This window comes from Novosphingobium sp. (genome assembly GCF_032093395.1).
Taxonomy (GTDB): domain Bacteria; phylum Pseudomonadota; class Alphaproteobacteria; order Sphingomonadales; family Sphingomonadaceae; genus Novosphingobium.
Genome location: NZ_DAMDBA010000043.1, coordinates 1 through 22,698 on the forward strand (window position 1 = coordinate 1; position 22,698 = coordinate 22,698).

General features: G+C 65.1%; 23 protein-coding genes. 8 read left to right on the forward strand and 15 right to left on the reverse strand.

The window, feature by feature from the left end:
* On the reverse strand, positions 1 to 872 hold an 872-nt coding region (locus RT424_RS14525), incomplete at its 3' end, for an aminotransferase class I/II-fold pyridoxal phosphate-dependent enzyme (RefSeq protein WP_313439604.1).
* A 229-nt stretch (positions 873 to 1,101) separates the two neighbouring features.
* Here RT424_RS14525 and RT424_RS14530 point away from each other — a divergent pair.
* From RT424_RS14530 to clpS, 3 genes are all read left to right on the forward strand, one after another.
* A complete protein-coding gene (locus RT424_RS14530) occupies positions 1,102 to 2,988 on the forward strand; it encodes a class I poly(R)-hydroxyalkanoic acid synthase (protein WP_313439607.1) in 1,887 nt (628 codons plus the stop codon).
* A 495-nt stretch (positions 2,989 to 3,483) separates the two neighbouring features.
* Positions 3,484 to 4,560 (forward strand): phasin family protein, encoded by a 1,077-nt coding sequence (locus RT424_RS14535; protein WP_313439609.1) that lies wholly within the window; start codon positions 3,484 to 3,486, stop codon positions 4,558 to 4,560.
* A 144-nt stretch (positions 4,561 to 4,704) separates the two neighbouring features.
* On the forward strand, positions 4,705 to 5,142 hold the full coding sequence (gene clpS, locus RT424_RS14540) for an ATP-dependent Clp protease adapter ClpS (protein ID WP_313439612.1): 438 nt from the start codon (positions 4,705 to 4,707) through the stop codon (positions 5,140 to 5,142).
* Positions 5,143 to 5,180: 38 nt separating this feature from the next.
* Here the strand turns inward: clpS and RT424_RS14545 are convergent, their stop codons facing one another.
* Entirely contained in the window at positions 5,181 to 5,654 is a 474-nt protein-coding gene (locus tag RT424_RS14545) for a hypothetical protein (protein ID WP_313439614.1), read from the reverse strand.
* 344 nt (positions 5,655 to 5,998) lie between these two features.
* Between RT424_RS14545 and lptF the strand changes: the two genes are divergently transcribed.
* Both lptF and lptG read left to right on the forward strand, forming a co-directional pair.
* A complete protein-coding gene (gene lptF, locus RT424_RS14550; RefSeq protein ID WP_313439617.1) occupies positions 5,999 to 7,225 on the forward strand; it encodes an LPS export ABC transporter permease LptF in 1,227 nt (408 codons plus the stop codon).
* A 1-nt stretch (position 7,226) separates the two neighbouring features.
* Positions 7,227 to 8,324 carry an LPS export ABC transporter permease LptG gene (gene lptG / locus RT424_RS14555; RefSeq protein ID WP_313439620.1) on the forward strand — a complete coding sequence of 366 codons (1,098 nt, stop codon included), beginning with the start codon at positions 7,227 to 7,229 and terminating at the stop codon, positions 8,322 to 8,324.
* A gap of 42 nt (positions 8,325 to 8,366) precedes the next feature.
* Here the strand turns inward: lptG and RT424_RS14560 are convergent, their stop codons facing one another.
* Positions 8,367 to 9,470: a fatty acid desaturase gene (locus RT424_RS14560; protein ID WP_313439623.1), complete on the reverse strand. Its 1,104-nt coding sequence runs from the start codon at positions 9,468 to 9,470 to the stop codon at positions 8,367 to 8,369.
* 149 nt (positions 9,471 to 9,619) lie between these two features.
* On the opposite strand from RT424_RS14560, the gene RT424_RS14565 reads away from it, so the two are divergent.
* On the forward strand, positions 9,620 to 10,786 hold the full coding sequence (locus RT424_RS14565; RefSeq protein ID WP_313439626.1) for an N-acetyltransferase: 1,167 nt from the start codon (positions 9,620 to 9,622) through the stop codon (positions 10,784 to 10,786).
* Positions 10,787 to 10,791: 5 nt separating this feature from the next.
* Here the strand turns inward: RT424_RS14565 and RT424_RS14570 are convergent, their stop codons facing one another.
* Both RT424_RS14570 and lipB read right to left on the reverse strand, forming a co-directional pair.
* Complete coding sequence (locus RT424_RS14570) at positions 10,792 to 11,127, reverse strand: hypothetical protein (RefSeq protein WP_313439629.1); 336 nt, start codon at positions 11,125 to 11,127, stop codon at positions 10,792 to 10,794.
* Complete coding sequence (gene lipB, locus RT424_RS14575; protein ID WP_313439632.1) at positions 11,124 to 11,807, reverse strand: lipoyl(octanoyl) transferase LipB; 684 nt, start codon at positions 11,805 to 11,807, stop codon at positions 11,124 to 11,126. Before lipB ends, RT424_RS14570 begins: the two co-directional genes overlap by 4 nt.
* Before the next feature lie 92 nt (positions 11,808 to 11,899).
* On the opposite strand from lipB, the gene RT424_RS14580 reads away from it, so the two are divergent.
* Positions 11,900 to 12,712 (forward strand): hypothetical protein, encoded by an 813-nt coding sequence (locus tag RT424_RS14580; protein WP_313439635.1) that lies wholly within the window; start codon positions 11,900 to 11,902, stop codon positions 12,710 to 12,712.
* A 93-nt stretch (positions 12,713 to 12,805) separates the two neighbouring features.
* Here RT424_RS14580 and RT424_RS14585 read toward each other — a convergent pair whose 3' ends face one another.
* The 5 genes from RT424_RS14585 to RT424_RS14605 form a co-directional block, all read right to left on the reverse strand.
* Positions 12,806 to 13,438, reverse strand: a complete 633-nt coding sequence (locus RT424_RS14585) for a methyltransferase domain-containing protein (RefSeq protein WP_313439637.1) — start codon at positions 13,436 to 13,438, stop codon at positions 12,806 to 12,808.
* 102 nt (positions 13,439 to 13,540) lie between these two features.
* Entirely contained in the window at positions 13,541 to 13,885 is a 345-nt protein-coding gene (arsC, locus tag RT424_RS14590) for an arsenate reductase (glutaredoxin) (protein WP_313439640.1), read from the reverse strand.
* A complete protein-coding gene (locus RT424_RS14595; RefSeq protein ID WP_313439643.1) occupies positions 13,882 to 14,454 on the reverse strand; it encodes a (2Fe-2S)-binding protein in 573 nt (190 codons plus the stop codon). Before RT424_RS14595 ends, arsC begins: the two co-directional genes overlap by 4 nt.
* Before the next feature lie 82 nt (positions 14,455 to 14,536).
* Entirely contained in the window at positions 14,537 to 16,564 is a 2,028-nt protein-coding gene (locus RT424_RS14600; RefSeq protein WP_313439646.1) for a TonB-dependent receptor, read from the reverse strand.
* Position 16,565: 1 nt separating this feature from the next.
* Positions 16,566 to 17,258 (reverse strand): fumarylacetoacetate hydrolase family protein, encoded by a 693-nt coding sequence (locus RT424_RS14605; protein ID WP_313439648.1) that lies wholly within the window; start codon positions 17,256 to 17,258, stop codon positions 16,566 to 16,568.
* A gap of 237 nt (positions 17,259 to 17,495) precedes the next feature.
* On the opposite strand from RT424_RS14605, the gene RT424_RS14610 reads away from it, so the two are divergent.
* Positions 17,496 to 18,005: a YqgE/AlgH family protein gene (locus RT424_RS14610; RefSeq protein WP_313439651.1), complete on the forward strand. Its 510-nt coding sequence runs from the start codon at positions 17,496 to 17,498 to the stop codon at positions 18,003 to 18,005.
* 118 nt (positions 18,006 to 18,123) lie between these two features.
* Here RT424_RS14610 and RT424_RS14615 read toward each other — a convergent pair whose 3' ends face one another.
* The 5 genes from RT424_RS14615 to RT424_RS14635 all read right to left on the reverse strand — a co-directional run bounded on the left by RT424_RS14615 (position 18,124) and on the right by RT424_RS14635 (position 22,506).
* Positions 18,124 to 18,717, reverse strand: coding sequence for a nucleotidyltransferase family protein (locus RT424_RS14615; RefSeq protein ID WP_313439654.1), 594 nt, complete (start codon positions 18,715 to 18,717; stop codon positions 18,124 to 18,126).
* Positions 18,714 to 19,703 (reverse strand): XdhC family protein, encoded by a 990-nt coding sequence (locus RT424_RS14620; RefSeq protein WP_313439657.1) that lies wholly within the window; start codon positions 19,701 to 19,703, stop codon positions 18,714 to 18,716. The genes RT424_RS14615 and RT424_RS14620 overlap by 4 nt, the downstream gene beginning before the upstream one ends.
* The gene (locus RT424_RS14625; RefSeq protein WP_313439659.1) at positions 19,700 to 20,290 is read right to left on the reverse strand and encodes a TetR/AcrR family transcriptional regulator; all 591 of its coding nucleotides are present in this window, start codon (positions 20,288 to 20,290) and stop codon (positions 19,700 to 19,702) included. Before RT424_RS14625 ends, RT424_RS14620 begins: the two co-directional genes overlap by 4 nt.
* A 91-nt stretch (positions 20,291 to 20,381) precedes the next feature.
* On the reverse strand, positions 20,382 to 21,086 hold the full coding sequence (locus tag RT424_RS14630; RefSeq protein WP_313439661.1) for a murein L,D-transpeptidase catalytic domain-containing protein: 705 nt from the start codon (positions 21,084 to 21,086) through the stop codon (positions 20,382 to 20,384).
* 175 nt (positions 21,087 to 21,261) lie between these two features.
* The gene (locus RT424_RS14635; protein ID WP_313439725.1) at positions 21,262 to 22,506 is read right to left on the reverse strand and encodes a polyhydroxyalkanoate depolymerase; all 1,245 of its coding nucleotides are present in this window, start codon (positions 22,504 to 22,506) and stop codon (positions 21,262 to 21,264) included.
* Positions 22,507 to 22,698: the final 192 nt, after the last annotated feature.

The following is a 22,698-nucleotide window of genomic DNA, read 5'->3' on the forward strand; positions in this document are numbered from 1 at the left end:
ACGATGTCCTGCGGGCCGTTGAGCGCGGCGCAGGCCGCCGCCTGGATCGGCGTGAAGGCGCCATAGTCGAGATAGGACTTCACGCGCTTCAGCGCCGCGATCAGCTTGGGATTGCCCACCGCGAAGCCGACGCGCCAGCCCGCCATCGAATATGTCTTCGACATCGACGTGAATTCCACCGCCACGTCCTTGGCGCCCGGCACTTCCAGGATCGAGCGCGTGGGGTTGCCGTCGTAATAGAGCTCGGAATAGGCGAGGTCCGACAGGATCCAGACCTTGTTCTCCTTCGCCCACGCCACGAGGCGCTCGTAGAAGGCCAGGTCCACCGTTTCGGCCGTGGGGTTGGAGGGGTAATTCACGATCAGGATCGACGGGCGCGGCACGGTGAAGGCCATCGCGCGGTCCAGCGATTCCCAATAGCGTTCGTCGGGCGTGGTCGGCACCGAGCGGATCGTCGCACCGGCGATGATGAAGCCGAAGGTGTGGATCGGGTAGCTGGGGTTGGGCGCCAGCACCACGTCGCCGGGCGCGGTGATCGCGGTGGCGAGGCTGCCGAGGCCTTCCTTGGAACCCATCGTCATCACCACTTCGGTCTCGGGGTCGAGATCGACGTTGAAGCGGCGGCCGTAGTAGTTGGCCTGCGCCTTGCGGATGCCGGGAATGCCGCTCGAGGCCGAATAGCCGTGGGCGTCTTCCTTGCGCGCCACTTCGCACAGTTTGTCGATCACGTGCTCCGGCGGCGGCAGGTCCGGGTTGCCCATGCCGAGGTCGATGATGTCCCTGCCCGCCTGGCGTGCCGCATGACGCATCGCGTTGACTTCGGCGATAACGTAGGGCGGCAGGCGCTTGATGCGGTAGAACTCGTCTTCCATGACCTCTGAGAATCCATAAAACACACGGCGAAAGTGCCGCGCGGGTTCCTGTAGGGTATTAACGGCCCAGCGCAAATGGCCGATGCGCAATTGTTGCAGGCGCCTCGGCGTGAAATGCGCAACTTTTGTCCGGTTGGCCTGAGGGCTGGCAATCGATAGGAACAGCAGGCTAGGAATGGACCGGGAGATTCGTCCGGGTCGCCCCACTCGCACCGGAGTTGCACCGCTTATGGCGACCGATGCCACCGAACTGTTCACGAAGATGTTCCGCAATCAGGACGGCAGGTCCGTGGGCGAGGCCTTCGGTCAGATGGCCGGACTTTTCGGCCAGTTCGTTCCCGCCGAAGGGGCGCAGCAGGCCGATAGCACGGTGCAATGGGCGCAAGTCGCCAGCCGGATGCACACGATCTGGACCGACTATCAGGTCGAGCAGCTCAGCAAGGCCAAGGACAGCCCGCCCCACTACGCCGATCCGGTCAAGTGGATCGCCACGGCCGAAAGCGTCGTGCGGCAATTGCCGCTGGCCAGCCCGGAAGTGCAGCAGCGGTTGTGGAACGGTGTCTCCGCATTGATCAATGCCGTGTTGGGCCAATACGGTCTGGGAGCCAATGCCGTCGCCGAGCGGGAAGCAGAGCCCGAACTGCCGCTGCGCGATCGTCGCTTCGCGGATCCGGAATGGCGCCGCCAACCGTTCTTCGCGGTGCTGCACCAGGTCTACCTCCTGCTCTCGGCCGAGATTCTGGGCCTGGCGGAAGCGGCCGAAGGCCTGGAGCCGGCCCGCAAGGCGCAGCTCCTGTTCGCCACGCGCGCGATGGTAGACGCCCTGAGCCCGGCGAACTTCCCGCTGACCAACCCGGTCGCGCTGGAAGCGGCCAACCGCACCCGTGGCGAAAGCCTGGTGCGGGGGTTCGAGAACCTGCTCGACGATCTGCGCAAGGGTCAGCTGACCCACACCCGCCCCGGCGCCTTCGTGCTGGGCGAGAACATCGCGGTCACGCCCGGCAAGGTGGTGTTCGAAACCCCGCTCTATCAGCTCATTCAATATACGCCGACCACCGACAAGGTGCTGAAAACCCCGCTGCTGATCTTCCCGCCGTGGATCAACCGCTTCTACATTCTCGACCTCAACGCCAAGAAAAGCTTCGTGCGCTGGGCCGTGGAGCAGGGGGTTACGGTGTTCATGGTCTCGTGGAAGTCCGCCGACGCCACGATGGCCGATCTCGCCTGGGACGATTATATCGGCGCGCAGATCGAGGCGATCGACGTGGTGCGCGACAGGCTGGACGTGCCCTCGGTCCACACCATCGGCTATTGTGTCGCGGGAACGACCCTGGCGGCGACGCTGGCCGTGCTGGCGCGCAAGGGCGAAGCCGACAAGGCGGCAAGCGCCACCTTCTTCACCGCGCAAGTGGACTTCGAGGAAGCGGGCGACCTGAAGCACTTCGTCGACGATGCGCAGATCGAGACGCTCGGCAAGCTCTCACCCGAGGGTTATCTCGACGGGCGCTATCTGGCGGCCACCTTCAACGTCCTGCGCGGCAACGACCTGATCTGGAACTACGTGGAGAAGAATTATCTCAAGGGGGAGGATTATCCCGCCTTCGACCTGCTCCACTGGAACGGTGACGTCACCAACCTCCCGGCCCGTTGGCACCGCGCCTATCTGCGCGACCTCTACCGCGACAACCGTCTGGTCGTGGCCGATTCCATGCAGGCCTGCGGCGTACCCATCGACCTTCATCGCATCACGACGCCGGCCTATATCCAGGCCGGCCGAGAGGACCACATCGCCCCGCCGGAAAGCGTCTGGAAGCTGACGCACTACCTGGCCGGGCCGTGGACTTTCCTGCTTGCGGGCTCGGGGCACATTGCCGGCGTGGTCAATCCGCCCAGCTCCAACAAGTACCAGTACTGGATCAACGACTCGCAGGCGGACAGCCTTCCGGAGTTCGTCGCGGGCGCACGCGAGCATCCGGGCAGCTGGTGGCCGCATTGGGCCCAGTGGCTTCGCGGTCTGGACAATGCGGAAGTTGCCGCGCGCGGCAAGCGGCGTCCGGGCGGGCGCGGCGACAAGGCGATCGAGGATGCGCCCGGCCGCTATGTGGCGATGCGATAGCAGAGCGCGCGACTCGGCCCGGATAGACCGCGCCGCGCTTGCGGCGGACGGAAAGAAAGACGTCCGCGAAATTACGTCCGTTTTGGCGGCATCTGCGGCTGCATTCCCGGCACCGCAGCATTCGGTTCGACGATGCGTAGCGATGGGGGCGTCGTCGAACAAATTCGCGCGACCCCTTATTTACCCGTATTTCCCGGAACTTCCGCAAGCGCTAAGACGTTGCCTGAAAGGCCTCGCCGTAACTCGAGAGTACCCGATCAACCTGCCTGCAAGCCTTGGGGTGCGGGATTTCTCCCGCGTGTTAGGTTATGTTGCAGTGCAGCATAAGTTGATTGACTTCGCCATTGCACAGCCGTATTGTGCGTCGCAGCAAAGACTTTTTCGAATCGCACTCGGGAGAGGTTGGTCTGAACGCGGATGATGGTCCGCTTGCCCACCTGCCAGCTTGCGATCCGCCCAAGACCAGATTGCACGTAGAAAAGCAGGAAGTGTCAAATGGCCGGTCAGGAAGAGACGAAAGACGACGCGCTGGCTGCAAAGGCTTATGAAGCCGCAGCGGCGAAGACCCCGGTTGCTCCGATCAAGAGTAGTGCGGATCAGGGCGTTCCAGGCAAGCCGGAAGGCACGGATTCGGCTATCGTAAAGCCGGACGCTGCCAAGTCGGAAGCCGCCAAGTCGGTTAAGCCAATCGAAGCGACGCCCGTCGCTCCGAAGCCGGCGGTTTCGAAGATCTCTGAATCCAAGCCGGCGAAGACGCTTCCCGGCCTTCCACAGCCGATAGCCTCGGCGGCGAAGGTTCCGGAAAAGGCTGTGAAGGCGAAAGTCGCCAAGCCGTCGCCCGCGCCGAAGGTTTCGAAGCCGGCGCCTGTTTCAAAAGCGCCCGTCGCGCCTACACCCAAGGTGTCGGCACCCGTGGCGCCTACGAAGGCAGCCGCCAAGAAGGTTCCGGTTCAACCGGTCAAGGCTCCGGTCGCTGCGGCTCAGCCCGCAGTGTCGAAGTCGATCAGCGATGTAGCCAAGGCCGCTTCCGCAGCCGCGGCGCCGTCGCTGTCTGAGAGCAAGGCGGCAGAGACCGCCGAATCCAAGACGAATATGTTTGCAGGATTGTTTACACCCTTCATCCTCGAGGAAAAAACGATGGACATTAGCGCTAACTTCGCCGGTTTCCAGGACACCGTGACCGAAGCTCAGGCCAAGGCCAAGGCCGCTTTCGAGAAGAGCTCGGTTGCGTTCGGCGAAGCCGGCGATTTCGCCAAGGGCAACGTCGAAGCCGTTCTCGAATCGAGCAAGATCTTCGCCGAGGGCCTCCAGGGCTTCGGTTCGGAGCTGGTGGCTGAAAGCCGCTCGGCTTTCGAAACCTTCACCGGCGACATCAAGGAACTCGCTGCCGCCAAGTCGCCCACCGACTTCTTCAAGCTCCAGGGCGACATCCTGCGCAAGAACTTCGACAGCGCCGTGGCTTACGGTTCGAAGAACAGCGAAGCCGCTCTCAAGCTGTTCAGCGACACGATCGCGCCGATCTCCGGCCGCGTCAGCGTTGCCGTCGAGAAGGCCCGCCAGGTCGCAGCCTAAGCCGCGCCGGGCGAACTTACGCCTCTTTTGAACGGTCGGGTGGGCTCTCCCACCCGACCGTTCTGTCGTCATCGGGAATGATCTTGCCGTCAAAATAGGCGGCGCATCTTGTTTCCGGACGCTGCAATACGATATTCTCTCATCATGCTATCCCTCGCCGCTGATTCCAGATTGCCCTTTCCCGCGCCCGCGCATCGCGTTCGTTCGCATGCAGAACCGCCCAAGACGGTCGTTCGTTCGGCAGGCGACGACGATTCCGATGGGCATGACGGCGGCGCCGATGGCGACGATCAGCTCGGCATCGCCACCAAGACGCGTGCCAAGCCGAAAAAGCCAAGCCAGTTCAAGGTCTTGATGCTGAACGACGATTATACTCCAATGGAGTTCGTGGTTCTGGTGCTGAAGCGCTTCTTCCACATGGATCTTGAACAGGCGACGCGGGTGATGCTGCACGTTCATCAGAAGGGTGTGGGCGTCTGCGGGATATTTCCCTACGAAATCGCCGAAACCAAGGTGAATCAGGTGATGGATTTTGCGCGGCAGAACCAGCACCCGCTCCAGTGCACGCTGGAAAAAGCCTGAGCGAGATTCTCGGCGACCCCGCCCTGGCCTTTCACCACTCAGACCGAATCAGAACGCTCGGTTTCCCGAAGTGGCGCGGTTTCCCGAAGTGCTTGGGCGATCGCCTGAAACTGCGCCGCGATTAGCGCGGCGGCAACCGAATGTGCCGTGGCCTCGGTCTGGAAGCCCAGCTCGGCAATGGTGATACTGGCCCAGTCATGCAGCGGGCTCAGCGTTTCCACCTCGTAAGTGACGCCTTGCGGAAGCAAGGTCACGGCCGCGCGTCCGCAGATGCCGTCTTGCAGCAGCCGTGCGGCGCGTTCCTCCCGTTCCCGCCAGCAGACCGCGTCGATCTCCCGCGCCCATCGTCCCATGACGAGCATGGCCTCGCGCACGATCGTGGCCGCTTCGCCGCGCGAGGCGGTGCGGGCACGGCGCGCGAAGCTGAGGAGTTCCTGTTCCAGCAGGGGATCGGCGATATCGGGGAGAGTGCGGCAAGCGGCGACCAGCGCCCGCACGGAGGATTGTTCCACAAGCACGATCTTCAGCAGGGCTTCGGCTTTTCGGGAAAGCCTTCGGCCCTATTCGGGGAGTGGTTCCGGATCGTTGCCGGAACCTTGCGACGTTCCACCGCCATGATCGCAGTGGCGGCGAAAAGACAACCGCTGTAACGGCGATTTAACTGTGACATCGGGCGCGGAACGGCGGGCAGCCGCGCCACGCTTCGGCGCAGGCCGGTTCCGGCTGGTCGTATGGCGGGGGATGAGGGGGCGGGGAGGCGGAACGTCGCAAGACAATTCGCTTTGCCCCTAGGCGCCAAGCCGTTAAGGGCTTGGGGTGCACGGTTTTATGACACACCTCCGGTGAAACTTTCAGCGTGAAATTTCTCAGCGCCATAGATCGCTACATCTTTCGCCTCGTGCTGATGCCGATGCTCGGCATCTTCGTGCTCGCGGCGTCGCTGCTCGTGCTCGACAAGATGCTGCGGCTGTTCGACTTCGTGGCAACGGAAGGCGGGCCGATCGGCGTGGTCTTCAAGATGCTGGCGAATCTTCTGCCCGAATATGCCAGCCTGGCGATTCCGCTGGGCCTGATGCTCGGCATCCTGCTGGCCTTCCGAAAGCTGGCGACATCGAGCGAACTGGACGTCATGCGTGCCGTCGGCCTCAGCTATACGCGGCTGCTGAGGGTTCCCTATATCCTCGCGCTGCTGCTGGCGGCGCTCAACTTCGCCATTGTCGGCTATCTCCAGCCGCTCGCGCGTTATTACTACGAAGAGCTGAATTACGAGCTGAAATCCGGCGCGCTCGGCGCTTCGATAAAAGTCGGCGAATTCAACGCGCTGAAGGATCGCATCGCGCTGCGCGTGGACGAGAGTCGCGACAATGGTCGCCGCCTGATCGGCATCTTCGCGCGGGTCGCCAACCAGAAGGGGCAGGTGCTGTCGATCTCGGCGCGCGAGGGCAAGTTCCTGGCGTTGAAGGGCGCGCCCGACACGATCATCCTGCGGCTGGACCAAGGCCAGATCATCCAGGACATGCCGGGAAAGAGTCCGCGCGTGCTCTCCTTCACGCGGCATGATCTGCCGATCGAGCTTCCGCAGATCGAGAAATTCCGCAAGCGGGGCGGTTCGGATCGCGAGTATCTCCTGCCCGAACTGGCCAAGCTCGGCTGGAACAAGGATCTGCCCAAGGAAGAGCGGATCTCCAGCCAGGCGAACTTCAATTATCGTATGGTCGAAGTGATCATGATGCTGCTGCTGCCTTTGCTTGCGGTGGCGCTGGCTATTCCGCCCAAACGCTCGACTTCGGCCTTGGGACTGTTCGTCTCGATCGTGATGGTCGTGGCCTATCACAAGGTGAACCAATATGCGGCGGACGTGGCCTCGCTGGGCAGGATGAACCCGATCCTGGGCCTGTGGGGGCCGTTCTTCGTCTTTTCCGCGCTGATCCTATGGATGTACTGGCGAGTCGCCTACGTTCCGGGCGGCCAGGCGATCGGCTGGCTCGAAAAGGGCGCGGAGATCGTCGTCAAGCGGCTCAAGTCCCTGCTGAAGCGCACCAAGCGCGGACCGCTCCTTCCCGAACCTGCGGACCCTTCCTGAGATGCAGCTGGAATTCTTCCCCTCGCGCACGCTGACCTGGTATCTCGCGCGCCTGTTCTTCACCCGTATCCTGGCCGTGCTGTTCATGCTGGTGCTGGTGCTCCAGATGCTCGACCTTCTGGGCGAAAGCGGGGATATCCTCGCCTTCCCCGGCAACGGTCAGGAGCAGTTGCTCTACTACGTGACCTTGCGGGTTCCGCAGCTCATCGCCCGCTTCCTGCCTTACTCGGTATTGCTGGCGACGATCATCACGCTGGCCACGCTCAACCAGAACAGCGAAGTCATCTCGATGAAGGCGGCCGGGCTTTCGGCGCACCAGGTGCTGGCACCGCTGATCCTGACGGCGCTGATCATCTCGCTGGGCAGCCTTGCCTTCAACGAGCGGATCGTCACCCGGTCCACCGCCACGCTGAACGCCTGGCAGGCCGTGGACTATGGGCAGATACCCAAGAACCCGGGGGTCAAGGCGAACCTCTACCTGGCCGATGGGCGCGACCTGCTGATGGCGTCCAGCCTGGACGGGCAGGGCGAAGGGATGGTGCTGCACGGCGTCACCTTCTACCGCCGCGATGCGAACGGAATGATCGTCGAGCAATATCGCACCGATCGGGCTGCCTTCGCCAATCCGGGCTGGCGCTTCGAAAATCCGGTCAAGTTCGATGTCGCGACAACCACGACCACGCGGCTGGAGCCGACTGTCCTGGCGCCCGGCATCACGCCGGCCAAGATCGTGATCTCCAAGATCGATGCCGATTCGGAAGACCTGTTCCAGCTTTCCGCTTCAATCGAGGCGATGAAGGTGGCGGGGCGGCGGACCAGCGAGCTGGAGGCCGCATGGTGGCACAAGCTTTCGGGGCCGTTCTCCTCGGTGCTGATGCCGCTGCTCGGCGCGATCGCCGCATTCGGCCTGGCCCGTTCCGGACAGCTCCTCATCCGTGCGATCATCGGCATGGCGCTGGGTTTCGCTTATTTCGTGCTCGACAACGCGGCTCTGGCGATGGGTAATTTCGGTGGCTACCCGCCGCTGATCGCGGCCTGGGCCCCCTTCGTGCTCTTCGCGCTGATCGGCGAGACGGTGCTGATACGAACCGAGGAATAAGAAAAAAGCCCCGCGTTTCGGCGGGGCTTTTTTTATGAGCTGTCAGCGGGTGCCCATGGTGCTTCTGGCGAGTCGTTCGAGCAGCGGCATCAGGCCCGGATAGTTCGCCTTCGCATAAGTCGATCCCGAACCGAACTGTGCGGCGAGCCGGCGGTGTGCCTCGGCCAGTGAGTGGTACGGCATCGACGGCAGAAGGTGGTGAAGCGCATGATAGCGCAGGCCCACCGGAGCCCAGAGTTCCGAAAAACGGGCCGGAGGCGGCACGTTCACCGAATCGAGGTACTGGGCGGTCACCGTCATGGCATCGCCGTCGTTCTCCCACAGGTGGGCGACGAGCGTCCTCACCTGATTGAGGAAGGCGGTCAGCGAGACGACGCAGAGCGCGATCAGCAGCGGGCGCCAGCCGTAGGCATAGCTGGCGACGAGCACTGAGATCGCCCAGACCGAGCACCCCAGTTCCTGCCAGAACACCATGCGCGCGAAGGCGCCTTCGGGGGGGCGGCGGCTGAACTGCGGGTTGATGGCAAGTGCCGAGGCGCGTCCCCACACCAGCTTGCGCAGCGGTGGGATCGCCGCGCCCAGCGGCACTAGCAGGGCCGAGCGGATCAGCAGTGCCACCGGCAGCAGGATCGCGGTAAGCGCGAAGACCGGCAGGCTCCACGGCTTCATCAGCGCGAGGGGCAGGTATTCGGGATCCTCCACGGTGCCGTAGCGGGTGCGGGTGTGGTGGATCGTGTGGACGCCCTCGTACATCAGCGAGGGTATCAGCATCGGAATGCCCACCAGCAGGTTCCACGCGAAGCGGAACCCGGGCAGCGCGTCCCGATGGATATGGGTCAGTTCGTGGATGAACAGCAGCGCGCGGTAGAGCGCGAGGGCCGAAACGATGCCCAGAGCTGCCACTGCCCAGGTATTATCCGCCAGGATAGCGCCCGCGAGCGCGGCATAGCCGACGGCGGTCGAACCCAGCATGTCGGGCCAGTAGATCTCGGGACGGGCAGTCGAGATGTCGCGCGTCAGTTCGACGGCGGCACGCAGCATGGCCTTGTCGTCGGGAATCTCCGAAGATCGCGGGCGTGCGCTTTCACGCGCAGCCGGGGCTTCGCGCAAGGTGGGCGACAGATCGATGGCTTCCTGGGCAATCATACTATTCGAGTCCAAAAGTCTCCGGGCATAACCGGCCCGGCGCGTGTTTTGCAGGCGGCCCTGCCATGCGGTCCTGCTTGACAAGGTGCAGGGACCGACCGCAGGTCGCGATCCAAGCAATTCCCATAAAGCGGAACAAAGGCAGGATCGTGGCCAAAGCCGAACTAGTCATCACACCCGTTTCCAGCAAGGCCGACCGGCTTGCCTTTGTCGATTACGCTTATCGGCACAATGCGACAGATCAAAACTGGGTGCCGAACTTGCGCTCGGAGGAAATCTCCAAGTTCACGCCCGGCAAGAATCCCTTTTGGGATCACGCCCATGGCCAGCTTTTCCTGGCGAAGCGCGGCGGCGAGGTCGTCGGGCGCATATCGGCGCATATCGATGAACTGGCGCTGAAACAGCCTCCCGAACAGGGCATGGGGCCGGGCACCGGCAACTGGGGCGCGATAGAGGCGGAGGACGAGGAAGCGGCCAGCGCGCTGATCGCCGCTGCCGAACAGTGGCTGCGCGAGGAGGGCATGACCCGCGTGCTGGCGCCGATGAACCTGTCGGTATGGGAAGAGCCGGGGCTTCAGGTGCAAGGCTTCGATCACGCGCCGATGGTGATGATGGCGCACCACGACGCGGCTTACCGGCCGTGGATCGAGGGCGCCGGTTACGACCGCGTGAAGACGCTCTATACTTACGAACTCGACGTGACGAATCAGTTCCCGCCGCTGATCCAGCGCATCGTCTCTTCCGGTGAGAAGAACGCCAAGATCCGCATCCGTGAGGTCGATCCCAAGCGATTCGACGAGGAAGCGGCGCTGATCTGCGATATCCTCAACGATGCCTGGTCGGACAATTGGGGCTTCGTGCCCTTCACCGACAAGGAAATCGAATATACCGGCAAGGCGCTGAAGCCGCTGGTCCACCCCAGCCTGATCCGCATCGCCGAATACGAGGGCGAGCCGGTGGCCTTCATGATGACTTGGCCGGACCTCAACCAGGCGCAGAAGCGGCTGAACGGGCCGAAGGGCAAGCCATCGATTCTGAGCCTGCTCAGGCTGCTGCTCTGGCTGCGCAAGCCGAATCCCGCCGACATGCGCGTGCCGCTGATGGGCGTGCGCAAGAAGCTTCAGTCTTCGCGACTCGCCAGCCAGCTTGCCTTCATGATGATCGAATATATCCGCCGCGCGGCTGTCAGCCAGTTCGGCGCCAAGCGCGGGGAGATCGGCTGGGTGCTGGACGACAACCAGGGCATGGTGGCCATCGCCGGCGCCATCGACAGCAAGATCAACCGGGAATACGCGATCTACGAAAAGGCGCTCTGAGCGCCTTACTCCGCCGTTGCCGCCTCGACCTCGGCGGCGGCAGCAGCGGCGGCATCGGCCGCGGTGTCTTCGGGCGCCGCAGCCTCGCTGGCCGATCCGCGCGCGGAAGAACGCGAAGGCGCCGTATTCGCCATGGGGTCGGCGAGCGGCGACTGCGAGCGCACGGTGTCATAGGGCAGCATATCGTCCGCTACCGAGCGCGGCAGGATTTTCGCGCCGGCGGCGGCCTTCTGCGAGGGGCTTTCCTCCTTCTTGCAGCCACCCAGCGCGAGGCAGGTCGAAGCTGCGAGGAACAGGGCCAGCCTGGCGGCTTGCGTTGCGGCGTTCCGGGGCGGGGTCATGCGGGCTTCTCCGGAGGGCAGGGACGGTTCAGCGCGGCCAGGAACGCGGGTGCACGGGCAATGAGGGCCTGGTCCCAGGTGGCGAAATCGATCTCGCGGCCGAGTCGCGTCAGGCTGGTGACGCCGAACTCGTCGATCCCGCAAGGGACGATTCCCGTGAAGTGCGACAGGTCCGGGCGGATGTTCACCGCGAAGCCGTGCATCGTCACCCATTTGCGGATGCGCACGCCGATCGCGCCGATCTTGGCTTCCCGCCCGTCGACATCCTGCGTCCAGATGCCGATGCGGCCTTCGCTGCGAAAGCTCTCCACGCCGAAATCGGTGAGGGTGTCGATCACCCAGCCTTCCAGGCCGTGGACGAAGCCGCGCGCATCGCGCGCCCGCTTGCGCAAGTCCAGCAGGACATAGGCGACGCGCTGGCCGGGGCCGTGGTACGTATAGCGGCCACCGCGTCCGGCCTCGACCACTTCGAATCGGGGGTCGAGCAGTTCTGTGCGGTCGGCGCTGGTGCCGGCGGTGTAGACGGGCGGATGTTCGAGCAGCCAGATCAGTTCGCGCGCTTCTCCTGCGGCGATGGCGGCATTTCGCTCCGTCATTTCCTCAAGCGCGGCGCGGTAGGGCACCGGTTCGGCGCTGATGCGCAGTTCGATATCACCGGGAAGCGTGTCGGGAAAAGTCATGTCGCGTTGCGTGGCGTCATTCCCTGCGGTTATCAAGTGACTTTGAAAGGCCGGCCTGCATCTGCGGGTATTGGTCGGCATCAGGAGCAGTTATGAAGTTCGACAGCAACAGGGCCTGGACCCAGGCATCCCAAGCGGTTTCCGCCAACCGGGAGGTGGTGCTGGCGCTGGCGGGCGTATTCTTCCTGGTGCCGCAACTCGCCTTCGCGATCTTCTATCCGCAGCCCGAGATGGGCACCGGCATGAACGAGCAGCAGGTGATGGCGGCGGTGAAGGCCTATTACACCTCGGTCCTGCCCGTGATGATTCCGCTTGCGCTGCTTCAGGCCGCCGGCACCCTGTCGCTGCTCTGTCTGCTCGATACCGACCGGCGACCGACCGTGGGCGAGGCGATTCGCGCCGGCGTGAAGGGGCTGGTTCCCTATCTGGTGGCGCAAATCCTGCTCGGCCTTGGATTGGGAGCGGTGGTCCTGACGGTGGCGGGCGTATTGGCTGCCGTGGGCGGAAACCTGGGCGCCGCCATCGGGCTGGCCATCGCTCTGGCCGTCGGAGTAGCCGTTTTCGTGCGTTTCTCCGTGACGGCGCCGGTCGTGGCGGTGGAAAAGACCCTCAACCCGATCATGGCGCTTGGCCGTTCGTGGACGCTCACCAAGGGCCACACCGCCCGGCTGCTCGGGTTCTATGCGCTGCTCGGACTGGCGATGGTGGTGCTGATGATCTTCGGCAATATCCTGACCCTGCCGATCGCCTTGCTGGCGCCTGCCGAAGTCGTCCGCGTGGTTGCGGCGATCGTCGAATCGATCATGGCCACGATCATGGCACTCTACTTCGTCGCGGTTATTGCGCAGGTCCACCGCCAGCTTGCCGGACCGAGTGCGGCGCAGGCCACGCGCACATTCGAATAGCGGGCATTCGAATAGCGGCAAACGAAAAAGGCCGGCGCGGGAAGCGCCGGCCTTTTCGGTCAGGCAGTCCGGGAAGCGCCGTTCGGCGCGTTCTCAGTCCTCGTCCTTCCAGCCCCAGAACAGGAAGCAGGGCGGAACGTTGATGGCTTCCATGCCGCTGTCGATCCGCTTGAAGTGGCGCGCCATGAATTCGCGCGCCTTGGGCGTGAACTGGTAGACCAGGAACGCGCCGCCCTGGCGGATGACGCGGTAGGTGGCGGAAGCGATCGCCGGGCCGACGCCATCGGGCAGCGTCGAAAACGGCAGGCCGGACAGCACGTAGTCAGCCTTTTCGTGGCCATGAGCGCGCACGATATCCTCGACATCGGCCGCCGAGCCGAGCACCGCCGTGAAGCGGCTGTCGGTGATGGTGCGGCGCAGATAGTCGATGAACAGCGGGTTGGTGTCGATCACGATCAGGTGACCGTCACGCCCCAGCCGGTCGAGCACCGGGCGGCAGAACGTGCCGACGCCGGGGCCGTATTCGACGAAGAGCTTGCAGTTGGCCCAGTCTACAGGGCCCAGCATGCGATTGATCACGAAGCGCGAGGACGGAACGATCGATCCGACCATCACGGGATTGCGCAGGAAGCCTTCGAGAAACACGCCCCAGGGTCCAAGGCTGTGTTTGATCTTCCGCTTGATCCGCTGGGGCAGCGCCTCTCGGGCAAGCTCGGTACTGGTCATGCTGGAGGAAGCTCTCGCGTTTGTTGTCGTCCGGCGAAGGGCGATTCGGTGACAGATCGAGGACGACTTTGCAAGCAAGCGTCGGCCATTGTTACGCTACGTTTACAGAATCTCGTGGACCTTTTCCTGAGGACGACAAAGCCTGGCGCCCTTTTCGGTTTCCACGAGGGGCCGTTCGATCAGCGCCGGTTCGGCGGCCATGGCGGCCAGCACCGTGGCGTCGTCGGCTTCGGGCAGGCCGCGCTCGGCCGCTTCGGTGCCGCGCAGGCGCAGGCCCTGCTGCGGCGTAATCCCGGCATCGCGATAGAGCTGGCCCAGCTTTTCAGCGGAAGGCGCGGTCTTGAGATACTCGATCACCTCCACTTCGAGGCCGGGGGTTTCCTCAAGGATCGCCAGCGTCTTGCGCGAAGTGCCGCATTTCGGATTGTGCCAGATGGTCGCCTTCACGGGCGTTGCTCCTGTGGTTCGGATGATGTTGTTTTCAGGGGTGCGAGCGCCGGCACCTTGCGGGCGGCGTCCTGCGGCGTGATCCCCGGCGCCGGGGCGGCGCTGATGGTTTCCTCACGCCGCATGACCCGGCCGGCGCGCTGCACGGCGGCGATCAGGCGCGGGTAGACACCGCAGCGGCAGAGATTGGGAAGCGCCTCGCGGATTTCCGCCTCGCTGGGATTCGTATTGCGCGCCAGCAGCGCGGCGCCGCCGATGACGATGCCGGGCGTGCAGAAGCCGCACTGGATCGCCTGTTCGGCGACCATGGCCTGTTGCATCGGATGCGAGCGATCCGCCGACAATCCCTCGATCGTGGTGACGAACCGCCCCTCGCACTCGCTTAGGGTGACGATGCAGGCGCGCAGCGCGGCTCCGTCCACCAGCACCGTGCAGGCGCCGCAGTCGCCCACGCCGCAGCCGTATTTGGTTCCGGTGAGATTCGCCCCATCCCGCAGGCCCCAAAGCAGGGGCGTCTGCGGATCCATGGCGATTTCGACCGGATGATCGTTGACGGTCAGGCGCGGCATCGCGCTTCCTTATGCATGCGCGAGCCCTTGCGCCAGTGCGCGCGCTGCGACGGGACGGTGCTCATGCACGGCCTGTCGTGGTTCAGCGCAGCGCGACGCGCAAGCCGGCCCAGAACGTGCGCGGCGTGCCAAGGTCGATCGATCCGTTCTGGTTGCGGGTGACGATCTCCTCGTCGGTGAGGTTTTCCGCGCGCAGCACCAGCGAGAGCGGCCCGGCGACCGGCACCTGGACATAGCCGTCGAGCGTCGTTGCGGCAGGCAGCACGTAAGTCTGGAGGTCGTCCTCGTACTGCGCGCCGACGTGACGCAAGGTCGCCGCCAAGCGCCAGCCTTCGGCCGGGAGCCAGGCGAGCGTGGCGCTGGCCGCGAACTTCGGCGTTTGCGAGGGGCGTTTCCCGTCCAGATCCGGGCCATTCAAATCCGGGGCGTCTGCGCGGACCTTGGCGTCGGTCCAGGCCAGCGAGCCGTCGAACCGTAGTTTGCCGAGATCGAGCGCAGCGGTCGCTTCCACACCGCGCGCGTGTACGGCGTTCACGTTCTGCCGCTCGCGCGTCGTGCCGCTGAGCGTGACGTTGGCGACCGCGTCCTTCACCTTGTTGTCGAAGGCGGTGAGCGACAGCGTCAGCGCGTCCAACGGACGGATATCGATACCCGCCTCATAGCCGCGCAGGCGCTCGGGCTTGAGGTTGGGATTGGCCTCGGTCGTCACTGGGAACACGACGAAGGGACGATAGAGTTCGTTGAGCGTGGGCAGGCGCATGCCGGTATAGGCGGCGGCGCGCAGGCTTACGGCCTTGCTCGCGTGCCAGACCAGCCCGGCGCGTCCGTTGGCCATCCAGCCGGAGCGATTCGCATAGGCATCGTCCTGCGTCACCACGCCTGCCGGGCTGACCGAACGATAGAAGCCGTTGCGAATCGTCCAGCGACCGGCACGGCCACCGGCGGTGAGCACCAGGTCGCCCAGGGTCCAGTCGTCCTCGACATAGAAGCCGAGGTCGGACTGGTTGCCGCCCGCGCGGCGCACTTCGTCGATCTGGCCTGCTTGATATGGCAATTCCAGCAGGCGGCCGGCGCTGAGGCGCAAGTCGGTGCCGATCCGCAGCACATGGTCCTCGCCGATCGGAGGGCGCAGCTCGGCCTTGCCGCCGATGGCGGTGGTGGGCGTGCGGTGCTGGTCGAGCGTCTTGCGGTACGTGCTCGAACTGATCACCACGTTCGAGAAATCCTGCGCCTGCACATAGCCGAGCACGTCGAACTGCCAGTCGCCCCGGCCGACCAGCCGTAGCGAGGCCTGCTGGCCTTCCGACGTCGAATCGGCGCCCTTGAAGCGCAAGGTGCGCTCGTCCCCATAGGCGAGGACGGCGGCCTGCAATTCCACCGACTCGCTCAGCGGGGCGACGGCGCGCAGCGAGGCCGACCAGCTGTCATAGGCCGCGCGGGCGGAGGCAGGGACGCGCTGTTCCCTGGGCGTCGTCCAGAACCCTTCGCCCCGGTCCCACTGTACGCTGGCGACGAGGAAGCCCGCGCCCAGCTTCGGCGCGATCGTGGCCGAGGTCTGCGTCTCACCGCGGTCGTTGACGAGGGCGCTGCCTTGCAGGGCGCCGATCTGGTCCGGCCCGGCGCTGGTCATCTCGATGGTGCCGGCCACCGCGCCCGAACCGAAGGCCCCCGACCCGCCGCCGCGAGTCACCCGGATCGACGAAAGCCGTTCGGGCGCGATGGCGCTGTAGGGGATGTAGCCGAAGAACGGGTTGGCCACCGGTACGCCGTCGAGCAGGACCAGCGTACGGCTCGACGCATTGCCGCCGAGCGCGCGCAGGGTGGCGCCCTGTGAGGAGGGATTGGCCGAGCGACTGTCCGAACGGCGGAACTGCGAGAAGCCCGCCACCGAATTCAGCACGTCCTCGATCCGGCCCGAGGCGCTGGCGATCACCGCGTCGCGCTCGATCGTCTCGACGTCGTAGGCCGGGGTGGCCGGGCCCGATTCGAGGCCGTGGCCGGTGACGATGATCGGGCCGCTCGGCTCGGCGTTTTCGTCGGCCAGGGCGGGGGTCGCGAAAAAAATGGCGCAACCGGTCAGCAAGGCGGCGCGGGTGTTCAGGCAGATCATGTCAGGCGGCGTCGATCGCCAGCACCACAGGCTCCAGCCCCTCGACGCGGCCTTCCAGGCGGTCGCGCGGCGCCACCGGTCCGACGCCGGCGGGGGTGCCGGTATAGATGAGGTCGCCCGGCGCGAGGTGGTAGAGGCGCGAGAGGTCCGCGATGAGTTCGGGGAGGCTCCAGATCATCTCGGAAAGCGGGGCGTCCTGCTTGATCTCGCCGTTCTTCGCGAGGGTAATGCGCTGCTCGCCCGATGGGCCGAAGGCAGCGGCGTGAGTGATCGGGCCGATCACGGCGCCGTTCTCGAAGTCCTTGCCGGTGTCCCAGGGGTAGCCCTTGGCCTTGGCGGCATTCTGGAGATCGCGCCGGGTCATGTCGAGGCCGCAGGCATAGCCGTAGACAAGGTCCATCGCCTTGTCGGCCGGAACCTGAAAACCCTCTCCGCCCAATGCGACGACGAGTTCCATCTCGTAGTGGCAATCCTCGGTGCCCGGCGGAAAGGCAATCGTCGCGCCCGACAGGCAGAGCGCGGCCGGAGCCTTGGTGAACCAGATCGGCGCCTCGCGATCCACCGCATTGCCCAGTTCGCGGGCGTGGGCGGCATAGTTGCGGCCGACGCAGAAGATGCGGCGCACGCCATAGCGCGCGCTTTCGCCAAGCACGGAGACGGTGGGCGTTTCGGGCAGTTCGAACAACAGGCTCAAGCGAATTTCCTTGGTTGCTTGAAAGCGGCATAGAGCGCGGCGGCAGGGCGGGAAAGCGCAAGCCGCTTGCCGTCCCCGGCGAAGGGGAAGAGTTAGTCAGGAAATTCCCTATGGGCGAATATCGCGGCCGGTGCCGCACCGAAAATGCCTCTGGGCATTTTCCAGACAGACTCTTACATTTGCAATGTGACCGAGAAACAATACTTATCGGGGCGACTCCTCCTGGCGATGCCGGGCATGTTCGATCCCCGCTTCGACCACAGCGTGAGCGTCCTTTGCGTCCATGACGAGAACGGGGCGCTGGCCATCGGCGTCGGTCGGCTGCGAGAAGGAGTGCGCTTTCACGAAATCCTGGAAGAGCTGGGGATCGAGCCCGGCATGGCGCCCGATTGCGAGGTACATGAAGGCGGTCCGGTAGAGCCGGGGCGCGGGTTCGTCCTCCATTCGACCGATTGGGGTGGCAGCGATACCGTTGCGGTGCATCCGCTCTGCGCGCTGTCCGCCTCGATGGACGTCTTGCGCGCCATTGCCGAAGGGCGCGGGCCCGAGCGCTGGCTGATGGCGCTGGGCTACGCCGGCTGGGCACCGGGGCAGCTCGAAGGCGAGATGCGGCAGCACGGCTGGTATGCGGCGGACCCGCACCCGGAAATCCTGTTCGACACCGCCGTCGAGAATCGCTGGACTGCGACATGGCGCGCCGAGGGCATCGATCCCGCGCTGCTATCGAGCCAGACCGGCAGCGCCTGAACCGCGCAGAAGAACGTCGTCCCGGACTTGATCCGGGACCGCTGGCAATTCTTTAGGCGCGACCTGGCGGGAAAGCTCCCTGCCGGGGGGTAAGCTGTTCACGGCCAGCGGTCCCGGATCAAGTCCGGGACGACGTAGCGCTGCCAGTGAGAGCCGAAAGATCCTCCGGGCGATCGATGTCGAGGAGCACGGCCGGATCGTCGCTCTCCACGAAGACCACGTCCGTTCGGCCGCGCAGCAGGCGTCCCGCGCCTTCGTCGCCGGTGAGCGTGGCGATATCGGCGAAAAGGCGCGAGGTGAGCAGCACCGGATGGCCCGGCTTCCCGCCATGGCGCGGCAGGGCCGCGATGCCATCGCCGATAGCGGAACCCAGGCGCGTCGCTTCCTCGTGCGGCACCTTGGGCATGTCGCCCAGGAACACGAACACGCCGTCCACGCCTGCCAGAGCGGCGATCTCGGCCCTGAGCGATACGGAAAGCGCGTCGCTATTCAGGCGCAGTACCTCCACGGACGGCCCGCCATCCCATGTCCCGCAGTCGAGCCCGGGCCGCGCGACCGCGATCACGCGTGAGACCGGAGCGGCGCGGGCGGCGCGAATGGCGTGGAACAGCAGGGGCTCGCCCTCCAGCATGGCCGAGAGCTTGTCGCCGCCGAATCGCCGCGACGCGCCGGCGGCGAGTACCAGCGCGGCCATCTGCCGGAGCGGGGTCATGCTCGTTCGCGCGCCGGGTTCAGCGCCTGCATGATCTCCGCCATGATCCCCGTGGCGACCTCCCAGGGCGATTTGCCGAGCCCGGCTACGCCAGGCGAGAGGTTGAGCCGGGCGCGTTCCTCTGCCGTGGCTCCGGCCGCTTCCAGCGCCCCCAGGCGTGCCGAAGCGCGCGATTTCGCGCCGATCATGCCGACATAGCCCGCCCCGCCGCGCAGCGCGGCCAGGCAGCCGCCGAGATCGTGATGATCCTCATGCGTGGCGCCGAGATAGGCGGTCCAGCGATCGACCCCGAGTTCGGCCAGTGCCTCCGCCGGTTCGCCGCGCATGTAGCGCGCCACCGGGAACGGAGGCGGTTCGACGGGGCCGTCCGGCCTCAGCAGGATGGTCTCGAATTGCGAGAGGGCGCCGAGCTGCGCCACGGCCAGGGCGCCAGGATCGCCGCCGGATACGATCAGGCGGCGGGGCGGATCGTAGCGGCGGGCCATCGCGAAAGGGGCTTCGGCCACATCGAGCAGGGGGCCGTCGTCGGTGGTCACGCGCTGGGTCGTGCCGTCGCTGTGCCAGCGGCAGGCCCGGCGCGCGGCGGCATGGCGCAGCAGTTCGGCGGCTGCGGCGCTGTCCGGCGCGATACGTTCGACAAGCACGTGCAGCGCGCCGCCGCAGCGCAGCCGAATGTCGATCCAGGGACTGCCGGTGCCGTAGTGGAGGCGGCGAGGGCTGCCGTCCGCAAGCACGAGCATGGCATGGCTGGCCACGTCGCCTTCGATGCAATCGCCCGAAAAATAGCCGCTGGCCCGGATTTCCCCGCCGTGCTTCGGTGCAACGAAAAGCATCTGCGCGCCAGGACCGCGCGGCGCGCTGCCTTCCACCTCGAACAGCGTGGCGAGAGCGGCAGCCTGTCCATCGGCCAGCGCTTCTGCCAGCGGTCCGCGAATATCGTCGATCCAGCCGAACAACGGCCAGTCGGCGTGGTCCAATCCGCTCATCGAGGCGCTACGCTGTCGCCCACCAGCGGGGCGATGACCAGGCGGTGGAGGATGCGGGCGAGGTCTTCGGCGCTCTGGTCCTGCCCCTTGGCCAGCCACCAGGCCAGAATGTCGATCGTGGAGCCGGTGCCGTGCACGACGCCCAGATCCTGCGGTAGCCACTGGGCAGGACTGGCGACGCCCTCGATCAAGCCGCGTGCTTGGCGGATGAACTCGTCACGCACGATTCCCGCGGCGCCCCCCGCCAGCAGTGCCGACCAGAGCGCCCGGTGCTGCCCGACGTAGGTGCAGAGCGCCAAGGTGGATTCATAGCTGTTGGCGGCGTGGAGAAGGGGAATGGACAGCGCCAGCAGCCCGGCGATCTCTTCAGAGGCGACGTCGCCCAGCAGCGCTTCCTTGGTGGGATAGTGCCGGAAGAACGTGGCATATCCGGTCCCCGCCCGCGCCGAGATATCGCGGATGGTGATCTGGTCGAAGGCCTTTTCCTCCAGCAGGGAGAGCATGGCCGCGTTCAATGCCTTGCGCGAGCGCACCTGCCGCGCGTCGGTGGGCGCGTCTTTCCTGAATCCCGCGAGATTTCCGTTCATGCCCGATCCGTAACACCCTGTCTGCGGGGTGTCTAATCCACCGGAAGAGGCTTCGGTATGGCGAATTTCGGCATGCGGTGATGAACCGGCTTCAATATTCGCCGATGCGGTCCGCGAACAGCAGGCGCCCACCCGAAAGGTGCCAGAGCGCTTCGTTGAAATCGGCATTGCTCATGGCGAAGCAGCCTTCGCTGCGGCCGAGCTTGCCCCACTTCTCGATCATCGCGGCGTCGACGTACCAGGCCGGATGCATCACGATCGCGCGTTCGAGCGCCATCGAATTGTCGTTGTCCAGACCCTTGAGGCGGATCGAGGTGCCATATTTGCCCGAATACCATTCGCAGGTGAGGAAAGCCCCGCGCGATGTGGCTTCCGAGCCCGGAAGGTTGGAAAAGCTTTGCAGCCAGCCGCTGTGCATCGGGTCCGAACCGCGCCCGTGGGCGAGCAGGAACGAACGCACCGTACCGGATTCAAGATTAGCAAAGTGAAAGCGGGGCTTCCATGAAGGCTGCGCGAAATCGGCGATGCCCACCAGGTCGCGGCGCCAGATCTGCGAGCCTACGCGTTGCAACTGCCGGGAAGCGACATCCAGAACCCGCCGCTGGTAAGGAGTGAGAGCGCTGGGCACCGCGCCAAGGGGGCTCGCGCCCAGGGCGGGCGAGGCGGCCGGTCCGACTTGTCCCGCCGTTGTTCCAAACACATTTTCCGCTGCCAGCACGCGCGACGGCAATGCCAGGCTTGCGCCCGCTGCCAGTCCACCCATGAGGACAGCACGCCGACCCAACGTCTGTTCCATACCGGGAGGTTAACCTAAATCCACGAAGGATTCCATAACGATTGTCAAAGGGTTCCGCTGATGCGGGCAGGTCGCCGCAAAGGTTAACCGGCCTGCCGATCCCACCCGGCCAGCGGGCTCGAGTCGCGGGATAGGCACGGCAGGGGAAGATCACCCCTGCCGTGCAAGCGATTCGTCAGGCTGCGGCTTCCTCCGGCTTCCGGGCGTGCTGGCGCATCCAGTCCTCCAGGATCGGGGCGATGCGGGTGCGCCACTTGCTGCCGTTGAAGATGCCGTAGTGGCCGACGTTTTCCGCCAGATGATACTTCTTGCTGCTATCCGGCAGGTGCGTAGCCAGCTTGAGCGCGGCTTTGGTTTGGCCGATCCCCGAGATATCGTCCCGCTCGCCCTCTACGGCGAGCAGCGCGGTGTCGCGGATTGCGGCCGGATCGATGCGCTCGCCGCGATGGACGAATTCGCCCTTGGGCAGCGAATGCTTCTGGAACACGTGCTCGATGGTCTGAAGATAGTAGTCCGCAGTCATGTCGCAGACCGAGCGGTACTCGTCGTAGAAGGCCTTGGTGGCGCCCGCGCCTTCTCCGTCGCCTTCGACGAGATGCTTGAACATCCCGTAATGGCTCATCATGTGGTTGCCGAGGTTCATCGCCATGAATCCCGCGAGCTGGAGGAAGCCCGGATAGACCTTGCGACCGGCGCCGGGATAGGTGAGCGGCACGGTGGCGATGACGTTGTTTTCGAACCAGGAAAGTGGCTGCTGCATGGCCACGTCGTTGACGCTGGTGGGCGCCTCGCGGGTATCGACGGGGCCGCCCATCATGGTCAGCGTCGCCGGGCGGCAGGGGTGCTGCTGCTTGCCCATGATCGCGGCGGCTGCGAAGGCTGGGACCGAGGGTTGGCACACCGCAAGCATGTGGGTGCCGGGGCCGATATGCTCCACGAAGCCGATCACGTAATCGATGTAATCGTCAAGGTCGAAGCGCCCGGCGTCGGCGGGCACCAGCTTCGCATCGGCCCAATCCGTAATGTAGACTTCGCTGCTTTCCAGCATGCGGGCGACGGTGCCGCGCAGCAGGGTGGCGAAGTGGCCACTCATCGGCGCAACGACCAGCAGCTTCGGCGCGTCCTTGGGCAGGCCGGGGTGGGTGAAGCGCAACAGGTCGCCGAAGGGGCGGCGCAGCACGATCGATTCGGTGACGGGGAAGGACTGGCCGCCGGTGGTGACCGTATCGATACCGAAAGCCGGCTTGCCGCGCGGGGCGGCGGCATGGGCGAAGACGTCCAGGGCCGAGGCCATCACCGGGCCGAACCCGAAGTACCCCATCGGCAGGGCTGGATTGCTGAGAAGTTCGGCACCCACTGAAGCCCATGCGGCGGCGCCGCTGAGCATGGTGCGCTGCAATTCGTAGGCATTGTAAAGCAAAGTGCGTCTCCCGGACGGCGAAACGGTGCCGACCATTCCTGCAAGGTCTATAAAGTCCATTTGAGACTGAATCGTTGCGCGTGCAATGCGGCAAATCCGGGGCGAGGCGGGAAAGGTGCGTGCAATTCGGGCGATCCCGTTGATCGCAAAGACGCTTTTCATATGTCTTTTCCTGAAGCCGGGGACAGGATA